Source organism: Actinopolyspora alba, assembly GCF_900112765.1.
Classification (GTDB): domain Bacteria; phylum Actinomycetota; class Actinomycetes; order Mycobacteriales; family Pseudonocardiaceae; genus Actinopolyspora; species Actinopolyspora alba.
In genome coordinates this window covers 361,738-375,555 of the sequence record NZ_FOMZ01000004.1, presented here as the reverse complement: position 1 = coordinate 375,555, position 13,818 = coordinate 361,738, and the positions used below count along the sequence as shown (strand labels likewise).

13 protein-coding genes are annotated in these 13,818 nt (G+C 68.9%); all 13 read right to left on the bottom strand.

What is annotated here, in order from left to right; genetic code table 11:
- Positions 1-144: 144 nt before the first annotated feature.
- Complete coding sequence (gene panD, locus BM150_RS08075) at positions 145-567, bottom strand: aspartate 1-decarboxylase (RefSeq protein ID WP_092925588.1); 423 nt, start codon at positions 565-567, stop codon at positions 145-147.
- Between the two features lie 21 nt (positions 568-588).
- On the bottom strand, positions 589-1,533 hold the full coding sequence (gene panC / locus BM150_RS08070) for a pantoate--beta-alanine ligase (protein WP_092925586.1): 945 nt from the start codon (positions 1,531-1,533) through the stop codon (positions 589-591).
- Entirely contained in the window at positions 1,533-2,489 is a 957-nt protein-coding gene (locus tag BM150_RS08065) for a Rossmann-like and DUF2520 domain-containing protein (protein WP_245755355.1), read from the bottom strand. The genes panC and BM150_RS08065 overlap by 1 nt, the downstream gene beginning before the upstream one ends.
- A gap of 250 nt (positions 2,490-2,739) precedes the next feature.
- Positions 2,740-3,963: a PrsW family intramembrane metalloprotease gene (locus BM150_RS08060; RefSeq protein WP_092925582.1), complete on the bottom strand. Its 1,224-nt coding sequence runs from the start codon at positions 3,961-3,963 to the stop codon at positions 2,740-2,742.
- 70 nt (positions 3,964-4,033) lie between these two features.
- The gene (locus tag BM150_RS08055; protein ID WP_139219474.1) at positions 4,034-5,788 is read right to left on the bottom strand and encodes a DUF6779 domain-containing protein; all 1,755 of its coding nucleotides are present in this window, start codon (positions 5,786-5,788) and stop codon (positions 4,034-4,036) included.
- A 326-nt stretch (positions 5,789-6,114) separates the two neighbouring features.
- A complete protein-coding gene (locus BM150_RS08050) occupies positions 6,115-6,576 on the bottom strand; it encodes a DUF3180 domain-containing protein (RefSeq protein ID WP_092925578.1) in 462 nt (153 codons plus the stop codon).
- A gap of 132 nt (positions 6,577-6,708) precedes the next feature.
- Positions 6,709-7,203, bottom strand: coding sequence for a 2-amino-4-hydroxy-6-hydroxymethyldihydropteridine diphosphokinase (gene folK, locus BM150_RS08045; RefSeq protein ID WP_092925576.1), 495 nt, complete (start codon positions 7,201-7,203; stop codon positions 6,709-6,711).
- A complete protein-coding gene (gene folB / locus BM150_RS08040; RefSeq protein ID WP_092925574.1) occupies positions 7,200-7,592 on the bottom strand; it encodes a dihydroneopterin aldolase in 393 nt (130 codons plus the stop codon). The genes folK and folB overlap by 4 nt, the downstream gene beginning before the upstream one ends.
- Complete coding sequence (gene folP / locus BM150_RS08035) at positions 7,585-8,433, bottom strand: dihydropteroate synthase (protein ID WP_245755354.1); 849 nt, start codon at positions 8,431-8,433, stop codon at positions 7,585-7,587. Before folP ends, folB begins: the two co-directional genes overlap by 8 nt.
- Positions 8,433-9,056 (bottom strand): GTP cyclohydrolase I FolE, encoded by a 624-nt coding sequence (gene folE / locus BM150_RS08030; RefSeq protein WP_342752555.1) that lies wholly within the window; start codon positions 9,054-9,056, stop codon positions 8,433-8,435. The genes folP and folE overlap by 1 nt, the downstream gene beginning before the upstream one ends.
- A gap of 87 nt (positions 9,057-9,143) precedes the next feature.
- Positions 9,144-11,747 (bottom strand): ATP-dependent zinc metalloprotease FtsH, encoded by a 2,604-nt coding sequence (gene ftsH, locus BM150_RS08025; RefSeq protein WP_092925572.1) that lies wholly within the window; start codon positions 11,745-11,747, stop codon positions 9,144-9,146.
- A gap of 369 nt (positions 11,748-12,116) precedes the next feature.
- A complete protein-coding gene (gene hpt / locus BM150_RS08020) occupies positions 12,117-12,674 on the bottom strand; it encodes a hypoxanthine phosphoribosyltransferase (RefSeq protein ID WP_092925747.1) in 558 nt (185 codons plus the stop codon).
- A gap of 32 nt (positions 12,675-12,706) precedes the next feature.
- A complete protein-coding gene (gene tilS / locus BM150_RS08015) occupies positions 12,707-13,708 on the bottom strand; it encodes a tRNA lysidine(34) synthetase TilS (protein ID WP_092925570.1) in 1,002 nt (333 codons plus the stop codon).
- Positions 13,709-13,818: the final 110 nt, after the last annotated feature.

The window sequence follows — 13,818 nt, the reverse complement described above, 5'->3', positions numbered from 1 at the left end:
CACGTCACCCGAACGAGGCCGCCGGGAACGGCACGCCACCGCACGGCCCCGCGGGCTCACCGGAAGCCCACCAGCACTCCGGACGGCTGGTGGGCATCGATCTCACGATCGCGCGGAGACACCGCTCCACCGGGTTCGCCTCACTCAACCACTCGTGGTGCCCACAGCGGTGGTGGCGAGTCCCGAGCCGTCGGGGGCGTGCCCCGGATCGCCACCTCGTTCGACCACGCGGTTCTCCCCGTCGACGAAGAGCACGCTCGGGCGGAACGACCTGGCCTCGGCCTCGTCCATGACGCCGTAGGCGATCAGGATCACCACGTCGCCCGGATGGACCAGGTGGGCAGCGGCACCGTTGATACCGAGCACCCCGGAACCGCGCTCACCGGTGATGGCGTAGGTCTCCAGCCGGGCTCCGTTGGTCACGTCCACGATCGTGACCTGTTCACCGTCCAGCAGATCGGCCGCCTCCATCAGGGCGGCGTCTATGGTCACCGATCCCACGTAGTGCAGATCGGCCTGGGTGACCGTGGCACGGTGGATCTTGGATTTGAGCATGGTCCGGAACATGCCTGCTCCTTAGGCTTCGAGCTACCGGGGATGGACTACCGCTTCAGATGCCGAGTCGGACGGTCCGAGCTCCACCAGCGCGTTGTCCAGCAGTCGGGTGCCGCCCACCTTCGCGGCGACCAGCAGTCGTGCCTCTCCCGCGTCCGGTGCGGGCCCCAGCTCGGGGTCGCACAACCGCAGGTAGTCGAGTTCGACCATCGGTTCGGTGTCGAGCACCTCGCGCGCGGCCGACAACACGGCGTCCGGGCCGCGCGAACCGGCGTGCACCCCTGCCGCCAGCGCCGCCGACAACGTCAAGGCGGCGGCGCGCTCGCGCTCACCGAGATAACGATTGCGGGAGGACAGCGCCAGCCCGTCGTGCTCGCGCACGATCGGGATGCCCTGCACATCGGTCGGGAAGTTCAGCTCGCGGGCCATCCGGCGCAGCAGCACCAGCTGCTGGTAGTCCTTCTCGCCGAACAGGGCCAGATCCGGCGCCACGATGTTGAACAGCTTGGCGACGACGGTGAGCACACCGCTGAAGTGCCCCGGCCTGCTGGCGCCCTCGAGTTCGCGGCCGAGCTCTCCGGCGTCGATCGTCGTCCGCGGATCGTCACCGTAGAGCTCCCGGCTACTCGGGGCGAACACGAGCTCGGCGCCCTCCCGTCCGCAGACCCGCAGATCCTCGTCGAGGGTGCGCGGATAGCTGTCGAAGTCCTCGCCGGGACCGAACTGGAGCGGATTCACGAAGATCGAGACCACGGTAACGCTGTTCGGGACCCGACGAGCGGCGCGAATCAGCTCCAGATGCCCCTCGTGCAGCGCCCCCATGGTGGGAACGAGCACGATCTTGCGACCGGTGCGGCGCAGCGCGCGCGTCACCTTGCCCAGTTCCGCGGGAAGGTGGTGCACGGTGACCTCGTCGGGGGTGAAACCCGGTCCGGCACCGACACTCTCCGAACCGCCCCGCTCGTCCGTAACGCTCATCAGCGCCCCCCGTCGAGTACTTCGTTGACGCCAACGGCGTCGTCGGCACGCAGCATTCCCGAGCTCACCGCCCGGTCAGCGGTGCGTTTCGCCAGCTGTACATAGCCGGACAGCACGTCCGGCGCGGATTCGCCCAACACGTCGAGGTGGTCCCGCACGGTTCCCGCGTCGCCGCGCGAGACCGGCCCGGTGATGGCCCGGTCCCCGTAGCGCAGCGAGTTGTCCAACGCGGCCGACAGGATCGGGGCGAGCACCCGGTCCGGGGACTCGACACCGGCCGCGCGCAGCAGCTGCGCGCTCTCGTTGACGAGGGTGATCAGGTGGTTGGAGCCGTGGGTCAGCGCCGTGTGGTACAGCTTCCGGGACTCCTCGGCGATCCGCACCGGCTCGGCCCCGAGCTCCACGGCCAGCGCCGCCCCGACGCTGAAGCCGGCCTCGTCGTCCTGCCGGGCCGTCACGGCCACGGTGGCCGCGGCCAACCGTTCCAGGTCCTCCGGCCTCCCGGTGAACGTCATCGCCGGATGCAGCGCCACCGGCAGCGCACCGGCGTTCGCGGCGGGCTCGAGCACCGCCACACCGTGCGCCCCGGAGGTGTGCACCACGATCTGACCGGAACGCAGTGCCTCGGCGCTCACCAGTCCGCGCACCAACCCACCGAGTGCGTCGTCGGGAACGGCCAGCAACACCAGATCCGCCTGTCGTGCGACCTCGTCGGGCGGGCGAACCGGGGCGTCGGGCAGCAGTAGCGATACACGGTTCAGCGCCGCGTCGGAGACGGCGGCCACCGCTCCGACCTCGTGACCCGCCCGGTGCAGCGCGGCTCCCAGCACACTTCCGACGCGTCCCGCGGAGATCACACCGACCCGAAGGCGGGGACGCGGACGCGCTTCAGCGGCCGAGCGCGGGGAATCCGGGTCCGTTCCCGGGCCGCGGACATCGTGCCTGTCAGTGGACACGTCGACCAATCCTCCTACCGTTCCAGTCCCGTACCGGGTACCGGACAGCGTCGTGAGAGTAACCGGAAAACACTTCCGGTGGGATCCCATGGTGGCGAGAGCCACGCACCCGCGGCCCCGAAGACTCGCCCGAGAGTGGCGAGCGCCACAACCACGAGGCGCCGCAACCACGAGGCGCCGGGACCACGAGGCGCCGGGACCGGCGAACGTGCGTCCGAGCCGGCGGGCGTCGAGGCAACGGAGACCCGCGTCAGCGCTTCTTCGGACGCTTGACGTTCATACTGGTCAGTTCGTCCATCCTGATCCGCTCGGTGTAGATCGCCTCCTGGGAGCCGCTGGCGGAACGACGCGCCGTCTTCAGATCCTCGATCAGCTTTTCGCGGCGTTGCCTGCGCACGACGCTCGTCGTGTTTCCGACACTCGCCCGGTGCTGCAGAAACGCCAGTTCGGTGACCGCGATCTGGTAGTCGCGGACGGACCTGGCGGCTTCCTTCCCGGAGTTGCGCCGCACCCTGCGCTTCCAGTCACGTCGTGCGGAGAGGCTGGCCAGTTTTTCGAGCTCGCTGGACACGATCAGTCCCGCCCGCTGCAACGCGGGCAGCTGTGCGGCGACGATGCGCCGTTCGCGTTTGCGGTGCCAGACCACCAGCCAACCGGTTCCCAGGAAGATGGGCACCATGATCACGAAGTAGATGTCGAGGAAGCGCACCCCACCCAAGGTGGTGGAGGCGTTCCAGAAGGCGTGCAGCAACACCGCGGCCAGGAATCCCAGTACCGGCCACAGTCCCCGCGTTCTCGGACCGCCGGCACGCGTCGCGAGACCTATTCCGATCCCGACCATCGCGGTGAACAGTGGATGGGAGAACGGCGCCAGCACACCGCGCAGCACGAACACGGCCACGACACCTCCGGTCATGTCCCCCAGTCCTGCCTGCGCGAACGCCTTGCCGAAGTAGAAGATGTTCTCGATGAAGGCGAAACCGGCCGCGGTCAACGACGCGTAGACGATGCCGTCGACCATGCCGTTGAACTCGGAGCGGCGCCGGAACCACAGTGCCACCACGAAAAGCGACTTCGCGGCCTCCTCCACCAACGGCGCGGTGACCACCAGGGCGAAATGCTGCTGCAGGGTGCCGTTGAACAGGATCTCGCCGAAACCGGTCATGGCGTCGTTGAGCAGGAAGGCACAGGCCGTGGCACCACCGGCTCCCCACAGGAACGCGCCGAGCAGCAGCATCGGCGGCTCGGGCTCCCAGCGGTCGATCCACACGATCGCGGCGAATACCACGCCGACCGGCAGCAGAGCGACCAGCGCACCCACCACGGCCGCGACGTAGCCCACGCGCGCGGTCGCGATGCCGAGCATCGTCAAGCCACACATACCGAGCAGGATCAGACCCGCGATGGGCCAGCCAACGACGCTGTGCTTGTAGGTCTGGTTCCTGCGGGCGCCCGACAGATCAGGATTGGACACGCCAGAAACGATAAAGCCCGCGTGCCACCGGCCGACAGCACCAGCCGATACCGAAATCAGCTCGCGATTCTCACTCGTCGCGGCGGCGACGTCTGCGCGTCTCACCGGAATCGCCGTAGGCGGCCAGCAGATCGTTGACGGATGTTCCCTGCGTATGAGCGCCGGAAGCCCCCGCGGGAGAGGACTGCTGCGCCGAGGAGGTCGCCGCGTCGGCAGCGGGGTTCGGCTCCACCATGGGAGGTGTCACTCCAGTGGGCGGACCTGATGTCTCACCCGATCGTGCGGAACCGTCGTCGGATCGATTCGTACCGCCGGCTGCGCCCTCCCGGGGAGCTCGTGCCGCCGCTCCGGTCGGCGCGGCGGCGGGCGGGGCCTGCTGCGGGCGTTCGACCGGTCCGGCGTCGTTCGGCGGTCTACCGGGTGGCCCGTGTCCACCCGGCGCACCTCCCGCCGTGCCCCCGGGCGGGCGCGTGCCGGAAACCTCGTCACCGGCCGCGCTGCCACCGGAGCCACGTGCCCGAGGACTTCCCGGCGGCCGGGCGGGACCGGTTCTTCGTCCCGGCGTACGGGCCGGTGCGTCCTGGTTGGCCGGGACCGGTGGCGGTGGTTGCGCACCGGCGGCGGGGGGAGGTGGTGCCGCCTGTGGCGGTTGCGCACCGAGCTGATCGGGTGTCGGTTCCGAACCGGGCACGCCCTGGGCAGCGGGATGTCCGACCGGAGCACCCGGTGCCGCGTGCGAAGCGGCTGCGCCCGACCCACTGCCAGGGGGCGTGGCCGCGGGTGGTGTGGGCCCCGGAGGAGACGCTGCCGGAGGAGCGGCCGCCTGGGAGGTGGACATCCGGGCCGCGGCTTCGCGCTGTGCTGCTTCGCCCTCGCCCGAGAACGCCAGCGGAGCGGCACCGACCTCGGCACCGGGACCGGGCTCCCGTGCGACGGGAGGAGCCTGTTGTCGCCCAGGTGCGGCGGAGCGGTTGGGATCGGCAGCGGCAGGAGGTCTCGGTCCCGAAGCGGGTGGACCATCGCTTCGAGGGCGCCCGCCGGGACGCCCGGGCTGGCGCCGGGGCGGAACGCTGCCGCTCGGAGAAGCACCGCCCGCTGCGGGCTCCCCGGCATCCGATGAAGCAACGGCTCCAGCCGCGGCACCGGAATCCGCCGCCTCCGGGGGAACCGGCGAAGCCGCGGCTCCGGGAGCACCTCCCCCGCCGGGAACATCAGCCCGGACGCTCCCCCCGGGAGGGGGTGAACCGGGGACGGCGGGCGCGGGAGAAGCCGGCCGAGGCGCTCCGGTCGCTTCGGAATTCGGCTGGGCGGGAGGTCGTGGCCGGGATTCGGGATGTCCGGGCGCGTGCTCGACGGAACCGGGCTCGTCCTCGCGAGCGGAGTCCGAAGCGGACGCGGCGGCCGAGGAAGTGGCCCCACCGGGGGGCGAACGATTCAGCAGCCGACGCAGCTCGTACAGCTCCGAACGCAGCTCGGCGAGCTCGTTCTCGGTCTCATCCCGGACCCGGCGCAGCGCCTCGTTGTCGGCTTCGGTCTCGTACTCCTCACGAGCGTCGATCTCGCGTTCGAGTTCCAGTTCGTAGCAGCGCTGCCGCTCGGCCAACAGCTCGTCCTGCTCCATCGACCGGTTGCGCATCCGGCCCGCCCACAGGCTCGACAACAGTGCGGCCCACAGCGCGGCGAGGATTCCCAGCCGCAGCATCCGAACGTCGTCGCCGAGAATCAGCGTGACCGTCGCCGCCACGGCCAGACCCGATGTACCGAGCCACAGCAGCACCGCTCGATCTCCTCGCGATCGAGACTCGGAATCGCTCGGGTCAGCCATGCGGCCAACCGTACCCGGAGTTTATCGCTTCGAAATCCGGTGGGACTCTTCGGAAACGAATCGATCACACAGTGAAACGACGGGCAGTACTCAAGAAAAACAGCCCCACCGAGTCGTGCGATAAACCAAGCACCGAACGTGTCCACCCACCGAGAAACACCACTCACCGCCCCAGGACGGCGTCAATTTCTCGCGAAATCGCCGCGCCGGTACGGCGATGCGGCCCCCGTCAGCGTCGATTTCTCGCGAAATCGCCGCGCCACTTCGGCGCGGGCCGCACTCCGACCACCCTCGCAGTCGGCACCATCCCGGCAAAACTACCGAGGTTAACGTTCAGCCTCATCGTCGTCGTCTTCCTGCGGCTCGTCGGGATTGCGCATGGCCCACTCCAGCCACAGCCCACCACCGACCAGCGCCGCCGCACTGATGAGCCCGACAATCGAAGCGATGGTGTCCGAGCCGAACACCCGCACCTCGGCCAGCAGGTACAACAGCATCGAGGCCCACGCCCCGCCCATGAGCGCGCCCACCAACGAGGATGCTTTCGCCAGTGCCACGATCCGGGTCGCCATCATCGGATCGAGTGGTTCGGAGCCACTCCGGTGTTTGGCCCTGGGACGCAGCACGATCGCCAGCACGGCGTCCACGATGGCCACCACCAGCAGTACGCCCCCGGCAGCCACCGGCAACGGCGGCAGTGATCCGTACGACAGCTGCACGACACCGTAGAGCAGCACCGCGGCGAGCAGCGCCGCACCGAAGAGCTCGCGGGGTCTGGTGTAGCTCATCCGTCCTCCGTCCGTATCGCGAGGCAGGCACGTCAACATACGGCGCCACGCCGTGCGTTCCCCTTCGGGCGGGACGTTCCTCCCGGCCCGACGATCAACCGCACTCCGAGCACGAGAAACCGAAGACGTGGCCTAGCGCAACGCCAGGTCGGGGCGTAGCCGCACACCCGCGGTTTCCGTCTCCGGTAGTGCGGCCAACAGCTCGGACACCGCTCCGTGGCCGGGGAGCGTGGCTTCCGGCTCGATCTCCAACCACGGAATCAGCACCGTCGCTCGCTCAGGGGTGCCGGGGTGAGGCAGCAGCAGTTCGGGGTCCCGGCTGTGCACCTCGTCCACGGTGACCACGTCGACATCCAGGGTACGGGGTCCCCAACGTCGCTCCCTGCGACGTTCGGCCTCCCGTTCCAGGTGCTGTGCCCGGCGCAGCCAGTCCCACTCGTCGTCCGCGGCGGACTCGACCAGCAGGACGGCGTTGAGGAAGTCGGGCTGGTCCGTGACCCCCCACGGCGCGGTTTCGTAGACCGAGGAGGTCGTGAGCAGCACCTCGCGCAGTCCCCGAACGGCGAGCCGGAGGTGTTCCAGTCTGTCCCCGAGGTTGGAGCCGAGGGACAACACCGCCCTGCTCATGTCGAAGCGGCCTTCGCTCCTCTGCCGCCGCGGCTGGAGCGGCGGATGGTTACCGACACGTCGTCGAAGGTCACCGGGACGGGCGCGTCGGGCTTGTGGATCGTGACCTCGGCCGCGTGCGGCCTGCCGTCACTCATGATGTCGTCGGCGATCTCGGTGGCCACGGTCTCGATCAGGTCCCGCGCGGGACCGGCGACCACGGCCGCGGCGCGTTCCGCGAGCACCCCGTAGTGCAGCGTGCGCTCGACGTCGTCGGAGGCGGCTGCCTCACCGAGGTCGACCCACACCGTGATGTCGACGACGAACTCCTGGCCTTCCCGTTTCTCCCGGTCGAAGACGCCGTGGTAACCGAAAACCCGCAGTCCGGTCAGCCCTACCCGATCAGCCACGGATCTCACCTCCGTTCCGCCAGGCAGCGGCCACCTTCACCGCGTCGGTGGAACCGCTGACATCGTGCACCCGTACTCCCCAGGCACCGCGGTCGGCGGCCAGGGTGGAGATCGCCGCGGTGGCCGCGTCGCGACCCGACGCGGGACGTGGCGTTCCGTCCGAATCGGACAGCAAGCTGCCGAGGAAACGCTTGCGGGAAGCGCCGACCAGCAACGGGAATCCCATTCCGAGGAAGGTGTCCAGCCGTCGCAACAGCGACCAGTCGTGCTCGGCCTTCTTCGCGAAGCCCAGCCCCGGGTCGAGCACGATGGATTCCTCCGGGACGCCTGCGGCCAGTGCCGCCGCCACGCGTTCGGACAGTTCCGCCCGTACCTCCCCGACCACGTCCTCGTAGACGGCGAGCGAGTTCATGTCCCTGCTGTGTCCTCGCCAGTGCATGAGTACCCAGGGCAGCCCCGAATCGGCGACCGCACCGGCCATCTCCGGATCAGCCAGACCTCCGGAAACGTCGTTGATCATCGCAGCGCCCGCTCGCGCGGTGGCGGAGGCCACCTCGGCACGCGTGGTGTCCACACTGACGGGAACCCCGGCCTCGACGAGTTCCCGCACCACGGGAAGAACCCGCTCGGTCTCGGTGGCGGCGTCGACCCGCTCCGCCCCCGGCCTGGTGGACTCGCCGCCCACATCGACGATGTCGGCCCCCTGCTCCCACAGCCGCAGGCCGTGCGCCACGGCGGCCGAGTGATCCAGGTACCGACCACCGTCGGAGAACGAGTCGGGGGTCACGTTCAGGATTCCCATCACGCGGCAGCGCGACGGCTTCGGCAGCTGAACGGCCATCACTTCCCCCGGATCAACGACAGCGCCTCGGCCCTGGAGGACGAGGAGGAACGGAATATGCCACGTACGGCGGAGGTGGTAGTGGTCGAACCGGCCTTGCGGATACCGCGCATTCCCATGCAGAGATGCTCCGCGTCGACCACGACGATCACCCCCCGCGGTTCCAACTTGCGGGTGAGTGCGTCGGCGATCTGCGAGGTCAGCCGTTCCTGGACCTGCGGGCGCTTGGCATACAGATCGACCAGCCGCGCGAGTTTGGACAGTCCCGTGACCCTGCCCTGCTCGTTGGGGATGTAACCGATGTGGGCCATTCCGTGGAACGGAAGCAGGTGGTGCTCGCACTGCGAGTACATCGGAATGTCCCGGACCAGCACGAGTTCCTCGTGGGCCTCGTCGAACGTCCGGTCCAGCACTTCGTCCGGATCGGTGTAGAGCCCGGTGAACAACTCCTCGTAGGCGCGGGCCACCCGTGCTGGGGTTTCCCGCAGCCCGTCGCGCTCGGGGTCCTCACCCGCCGCCAGCAGCAGCTCCCGGATGGCGGCTTCGGCGCGGGGCCTGTCGAAATACTCATCGACCAATTCGGCGGGATCGGATCCGAACTCCGCGTCCGGCCCGATAGGCACGCCCTGACCTGTCACGTGTCTTCCCCTCCACAGCGGTGAGGCACCCGGCTCGGCGAGCCGGGTGCCTCGTTCCACTGCAGTCCGCGGTTACCGGCCGCTGTTGGGGCCGGTCCCGTTCTCGTTGCCGGAATCCGGGTCACCCTCGGAGTTCCGTTCGGAGTTCTGCTGGTTGCCCACGTCCGGCCGTTCCGTGCCGGAAGCGGGCGTCTCCGCGTCGGCGGAACCCGAGCGAGGCTGGTGACCGTTCTGATCCTGGTTCTGCTGGATCTGCTCGGTCCACTGCTCAGCAGCGCCGGGTTGCTCCGCGGGGCGCTGTCCCTGCGGCGCGGCGCCCTGCTCCCAGGCGGGAGAACCGTTGTACTGCGGCTGGCCCTGCTGCGGCTGGCCCTGCTGCGGCTGATAGCCGGACTGTCCACCGGGCGAGGTGGCGGGGGTCCAGCCGGGAGGGGCCCCGTAGTTGGGCGGCACTCCCTGGGGAACCTGACCACCCTGCGGAGCCTGTCCCTGCGGGACATGCCCCTGCTGTGGCTGCCCACCCTGCGGCGGCTGCCCACCCTGCGGCGGATGGGGCAGCTGCCCCGTACCCGGCTGCTGGGTACCGGGCTGCTGGCCCGGTGCGGGCTGCGGCGGATAGCCGTGGGCCTGCCCCTGCTGGTTGTCGGGACCGTACTGCCCGACGGGCTGCTGCGGTCCGTAACCGTTGGATCCGGAGACGGCTCCGACCGGTGCGGGACTGGGCTGTTCGTTGATCGGCGGCGGCCAGGGTTCGCCGCGTTCCATCGCCAACTCGCCAGGCGTCTTGATCGGCGGCTTGTCCGAGGGAGTGCGCCCGCCGAAGTCGTTGAACGCGGTGATCCGGGGGCGCTTCTCCACATCGGCGAAGATGCGCTCCAGATCGGTGCGGTTCAGCGTCTCCTTCTCGATCACTTCGAGCACGAGGTTGTCGAGCACGTCCCGGTAGGTGTTGAGGATCTCCCACGCCTCGGTGTGCGCCGCCTCGATCAGCTTGCGCACTTCCTCGTCGATCTCGTGGGCGACCTCCAACGAGTAGTTCGGCTGCTGGCCCGCCGAGCGCCCGAGGAAGGGGTCACCTTCCTCCTTGCCGTACTTGACGGCGCCCAACCGGGCCGTCATGCCGTACTCGGTGACCATGGCGCGAGCGATCTTGGTGGCCTGCTCGATGTCACTGGAGGCACCGGTGGTCGGCTCGTGGAAGACCAGTTCCTCGGAGGAACGCCCGCCGAGGGCGAACACAAGACGACCGATCATCTCCGAGCGGGTCATCATGTCCTTGTCGTCCTCGGGGACGACAAGCGCGTGCCCTCCGGTCTTGCCCCTGGGCAGGATCGTGAGCTTGTAAACCGGCTCCAGATCCGGCATGGCCCAGGCGGCCAGCGCGTGACCACCCTCGTGATACGCGGTGATCTTCTTGTCCCGCTCGGAAATGATCTTGCTCTTCCGGCGCGGGCCGCCGATCACCCTGTCCACCGATTCCTCGAGCGCGGCACCGGTGATCAGCTGCGCGTTCTCACGGGCGGTGAGCAGCGCGGCCTCGTTGACCACGTTCTCCAGGTCGGCACCGGAGAACCCGACGGTGCGCTTGGCCAAGCCGTCCAGATCGGCGTCCTGAGCCAGTGGCTTGCCCTGGGTGTGCACGTTCAGGATCGCCCGCCTACCGCGCAGGTCGGGCGGAGCGATGGGGATCTGCCGGTCGAACCGACCGGGCCGCAGCAAGGCGGGGTCGAGGATGTCCGAACGGTTGGTGGCGGCGATCAGGATGATCCCGCCCCTGGAGTCGAAACCGTCCATCTCGACGAGCAGCTGGTTCAGCGTCTGCTCCCGCTCGTCGTGACCACCGCCGAGTCCGGCACCGCGCTGCCTGCCGACCGCGTCGATCTCGTCGACGAAGACGATGCAGGGCGCGTTCTGCTTGGCCTGTTCGAAGAGATCACGAACACGGGAGGCACCGACACCGACGAACATCTCGACGAAGTCGGAACCGGAGATCGAGTAGAACGGCACCCCTGCCTCACCCGCGACCGCGCGGGCCAGCAGCGTCTTACCGGTACCGGGCGGCCCGTAGAGCAGCACGCCCTTCGGGATCTTCGCCCCGAGAGCCTGATAACGGGTCGGGTGCTGCAGGAAGTCCTTGATCTCGTGCAGTTCCTCGACGGCCTCGTTGGCTCCGGCGACGTCACCGAACAGGGTCTTGGGCATGTCCTTGGTGAACTGCTTGGCCTTGGACTTGCCGAAGTTCAGCACCTTGCTGCCGCCGCCCTGGGCGTTGTTCATCATCCACATCACGAGCAGGACCAGCAGGCCCAGCGGGATGAGATAGATGAGCAACTGGCTCCAGATGGAGCTCTGGGACACCTCGGTGTCCCAGTTGGAGATGCCGGACTGCTCGATCCGATTGACGATGTCCTCTTGGGAACCGGTCGGATACTTGGTGATGATCCGGTTGCTGCCCTGAACCTGGACGCCGTCGTTCAGAGTCAGCCTGACCCGCTGTTCTTTGTCCTCGATCGTGGCTTCGGCTACGTTGCCCTGCGAGATCTGCTGCAGCGCCTTCGAGGTCGACACATCCGTGTAGCCACGCGTGTCGTCGAAGAGCACACTGAAGGCATAAATCAGCAGCAACCCCGCCAACAGCCACAGCAGCGGGTTGCGGAGCAGGCGCTTTCGGTCCATTCACTTGCGGCCGCCGAGCGGCCTCGACCCTCCCTGACTGTCACGTCGGGTGGTGGCGGGCGTCCATTTAACGTCCACCCCCGGTTCAGCCCAGCGTACCGCTCGCGGCAGTGTCGAACTGCGCGAGTCGCTTCACCGGCAACCCAGGGTACCCGCCCCTGGCGTTCCAACGGCCCATGCACCGGATTAGTTCCAACAGTCCCCTTGCTCGGTGACACAACGCACGGACGATGGTCGACCGTACGCCGTGAGCGCCCTCACTTCCAGCGATCACCGTGATCCCGGATCACCGTCACTTCCGGACACCGGGGAACGGCGCACAGTCCCCTCACGGTTGTACCCGTGGTACGGCACTCGCGGAAAACCGGATCACGTTCCGGAGGTGTAGACCTTCGGATCGAGACTGCCGATGTACGGAAGATCACGGTAGCGCTCGGCGAAGTCCAGCCCGTAGCCGACGACGAACTCGTTGGGAATGTCGAATCCGATGTAGCGCACCGGCACCTCGACCTGTACGGCATCGGGTTTGCGCAGCAACGTGCAGACCTCGACCGAGGCCGGTTCCCGTGCGGCGAGGTTGCGCAACAGCCAGGACAGCGTCAGCCCGGAGTCGATGATGTCCTCGACCACGAGCACGTGCTTGCCCGCGATGTCCCGGTCGAGATCCTTCAGGATGCGCACCACGCCCGAGGACGAGGTGGACGAGCCGTAGGAACTGACCGCCATGAACTCCAGCTGCGCGGGCCGGGGCAGTGCGCGGGCGAGATCGGTCATCACCATGACGGCGCCCTTGAGGACACCGACAAGCACCAAATCGCCCCCCGAAAGGTCCCCGTAGTCCTCGTCGATCTGCTTGGCCAGCTCACCGACCTTGTCGTTGATCTGCTGCTCGGTGATGAGCACGGAGGCAATGTCGCCGTCGTACACGGCCCGGCTTCCCCTCTCGATTGGGTCGTTGTTCACCCGTCGCTCGACCGTTGCTCGGTTCCGCGACCCCCGCATTCCACCAGAAGGGTCCCACGCCGACGAACCAGCGCAAAGTTTCCTGGCAGAGCGTGACCACCCTGCCCGCGCCAGTCGCCTACCAGGGCATCTGCGGCGCGCAGATGGGCGTCGCTGAGTTCAGGGACGCCCTGTCCGGAGAGCCAGTCCCGCAGCACTCGTCTGCGGAGCGCGGGAGGATGCTCGGCAAGACTACGCGCGTCGAGCGCCCTCGAGTCGGCCACCCGCTCGCGGATCCCCGCGGCGACCGCGTCCAACGCGTCGGCGTCCTCCCGGAGTTGGACGGCGGTGCGGGAGAGCGCCTCGGCGACCCCGCCCTGCAGGACCTCCTCCAGCAACGGCAGCACCTCGGCGCGGAGCCGGACCCGGGTGAACGCGGGGTCCGTGTTGTGCGGGTCGCGCCAGGGCCGCAGCCCCAGTTCCTCGCAGGCCTGTTCGGTGGTTCGACGAGTCACTCCCAGGAAGGGGCGCGCCCACGGCCCGTCCAGCGGGCGCATACCTGCCAACGAGCGCGCGCCGGAACCACGCCCGAGCCCCAGCAGCACCGTCTCGGCCTGGTCGTCGAGGGTGTGACCGAGCAGCACCGGGGACCCTTCGGGACGTCGGAGTCGCAGCGCCTCGTAGCGGGCTCGTCGAGCCGCGGCCTCCGCACCACCCACCCCGTCCGGTTCGACGCGCGCGACGTCCACCTCGACGCAGCCGAGCCCGGTGAGCTGTGCCGCGGCGTCGGAGGCGACCCGATCCGAACCGGGCTGCAGCCCGTGGTCCACGACGACCCCGTGGACCGGTACGTTCCGGTGCCGCGCGAAATGGGTGGTGGCCGCGGCCAGGGCCAACGAGTCCGGGCCACCGGAACAGGCGACCACCAGCGGGAGACCGCGGTAGCGGGCGGCCGGTTCGGAGTCGAGCAGTCGTCGCACGGCGAGCCGGACGGCGCTGACGCTGGGAGCTGGCGGCACGGACCGATTATCGCGCCACGGGACAGCCGGAGAGCTCACCGGTGGTGGTGCGGGCCCGTCGCCTCCTCGGATCCCTGGCGAAACCCGCCCGGACGTCCGGGCACGGCGGG

Coding starts and splice junctions, on each gene's coding strand:
- panD (WP_092925588.1), bottom strand. CDS start 567: ATGTTCCGGACCATGCTCAAATCCAAGATCCACCGTGCCACGGTCACC.
- panC (WP_092925586.1), bottom strand. CDS start 1,533: ATGAGCGTTACGGACGAGCGGGGCGGTTCGGAGAGTGTCGGTGCCGGA.
- BM150_RS08055 (WP_139219474.1), bottom strand. CDS start 5,788: ATGGCTGACCCGAGCGATTCCGAGTCTCGATCGCGAGGAGATCGAGCG.
- BM150_RS08050 (WP_092925578.1), bottom strand. CDS start 6,576: ATGAGCTACACCAGACCCCGCGAGCTCTTCGGTGCGGCGCTGCTCGCC.
- folK (WP_092925576.1), bottom strand. CDS start 7,203: ATGAGCAGGGCGGTGTTGTCCCTCGGCTCCAACCTCGGGGACAGACTG.
- folP (WP_245755354.1), bottom strand. CDS start 8,433: ATGGCCGTTCAGCTGCCGAAGCCGTCGCGCTGCCGCGTGATGGGAATC.
- ftsH (WP_092925572.1), bottom strand. CDS start 11,747: ATGGACCGAAAGCGCCTGCTCCGCAACCCGCTGCTGTGGCTGTTGGCG.